The organism is Paraburkholderia bannensis NBRC 103871 (genome assembly GCF_000685015.1).
In the GTDB taxonomy this organism is placed as follows: Bacteria; Pseudomonadota; Gammaproteobacteria; order Burkholderiales; family Burkholderiaceae; genus Paraburkholderia; species Paraburkholderia bannensis.
Genome location: NZ_BAYA01000097.1, coordinates 1 through 994, shown reverse-complemented (window position 1 = coordinate 994; position 994 = coordinate 1). Strand labels below are relative to the sequence as shown.

1 protein-coding gene is annotated in these 994 nt (G+C 58.4%); it reads left to right on the top strand.

Going from position 1 to position 994, the window contains the following annotated elements; translation table 11 throughout:
• On the top strand, positions 1 to 992 hold a 992-nt coding region (locus BBA01S_RS39455), incomplete at its 5' end, for a radical SAM protein (protein WP_027821171.1).
• Positions 993 to 994 lie beyond the last annotated feature (2 nt).

Below are 994 nucleotides of genomic sequence, written 5' to 3'. Positions count from 1 at the left end.
AAATCAAGGGCCTGTCGTGGCGCGCGAAGGACGGCTCGATCGAGCACAACGAAGCGCGTCCGATCCTTGAAAACATGGACGAGCTGCCGTTCGTCGCGCCGATCTACAAGCGCGACCTGAAGATCGACAATTACTTCATCGGCTATCTGAATTACCCGTACGTGTCGATCTACACGGGGCGTGGCTGCAAGTCGCGCTGCACGTTCTGCCTGTGGCCGCAGACGGTCAGCGGCCATCGCTATCGCACGCGTTCGGTGGAGAACGTGATTGCCGAAGCGAAGTGGATTCGCGACAACATGCCGGAAGTGAAGGAGCTGATGTTCGACGACGACACCTTCACCGACGACCTGCCGCGCGCCGAAGCGATTGCATTGGGTCTGGGCAAGCTCGGCATGACGTGGTCGTGCAATGCAAAGGCCAACGTGCCGTACAAGACGCTCAAGGTCATGAAAGAGAATGGCCTGCGTCTGCTGCTGGTTGGCTTTGAAAGTGGCGACGACCAGATTCTCGTGAACATCAAGAAGGGCGTGCGTACCGATTTCGCGCGCCGCTTTAGCGCCGATTGCAAGAAACTCGGCATCAAGATTCACGGCACGTTTATCCTGGGCCTGCCGGGCGAGACGCAGGAAACCATCGCGAAGACCATCGAGTACGCGAAGGAAATCAATCCGCACACGATCCAGGTGTCGCTGGCGGCGCCCTATCCGGGCACGACGCTCTACAAACAGGCCGTCGAAAACGGCTGGATGGAAGAGAACAAGGTCATCAACCTGGTGAGCAAGGAAGGGGTGCAGCTGGCCGCCATCGGCTATCCGCATCTGTCGCGCGAGGAGATTTATCACCACCTCGAACAGTTCTATCGACAGTTCTATTTCCGCCCGTCGAAGATCTGGGAAATCGTGCGCGAAATGCTCACGAGCTGGGACATGATGAAACGCCGTCTGCGCGAAGGCGTGGAGTTCTTCCGCTTCCTGCGCGCGCACGAGGCATGATG